1 protein-coding gene is annotated in these 812 nt (G+C 44.6%); it reads left to right on the top strand.

Annotated features, from left to right (window positions below; genetic code table 11):
- On the top strand, positions 1 to 812 hold an 812-nt coding region (locus tag CXF81_RS00355; RefSeq protein WP_101179119.1), incomplete at both ends, for an NAD(P)-dependent alcohol dehydrogenase.

The following is an 812-nucleotide window of genomic DNA, read 5'->3' as shown; positions in this document are numbered from 1 at the left end:
TGCCATACAGATTTGCACGCTGTACGAAACGATTGGGGCGGCACTAAGTACCCATTAGTACCGGGACACGAAATTGTAGGTAAAGTAATGTCGGTAGGTAGCGATGTTACAAAATACAAGCAGGGCGATACGGTCGCCGTTGGTTGCATGGTTGATTCATGCAAAAGTTGTGACCAATGCGATAATCACGAAGAACAACTGTGTCGCGAAGGCATGGTTGGAACCTACGCAGGTAAAGACAGAATAAGTGGAGAAATGACCCAAGGTGGTTATTCAAAACATGTTGTTGTACGCGAAGAGTTTGTGCTCTTTGTTCCTCAGACCCTGGACCTCTCGCGCGTTGCACCACTATTATGTGCAGGCATTACTACGTATTCTCCGCTACACAAATGGGGCGTTAAAAAAGGCAGCCGTGTTGCCGTCGTCGGTTTAGGTGGACTTGGCCATATGGCGGTTAAAAACGCTGTCGCTATGGGCGCAACCGTCACAGTAATTGGCCGTAGTGAGTCTAAAAAAGAGGATGCTATTACCTTAGGCGCACAACATTACTTAGTGTCAACAAACGATGATGAAATGAAAGATGCGAAGTCTGCATTTGATTTAATTATCGATACGGTACCGGTAAAACATGATTTGTCAATTTACACACCACTACTTGATATAGATGGCACGCTTGTTATTGTTGGTCAAATAGGTCCCGTTGACGAAGTTAACACTGTGCCATTATTAATGGGTCGGCGCCGTATTGCGGGCTCATTAATTGGTGGTATTAAAGAAACTCAGGAAATGCTTGATTTTTGTGGTGAAAATAA

The organism is Glaciecola sp. 33A, from assembly GCF_002836745.1.
Taxonomy (GTDB): Bacteria; Pseudomonadota; Gammaproteobacteria; order Enterobacterales; family Alteromonadaceae; genus Glaciecola.
The sequence above is the reverse complement of the archived record's forward strand: the minus strand, read 5'-3'. Positions and strand labels throughout refer to the sequence as shown.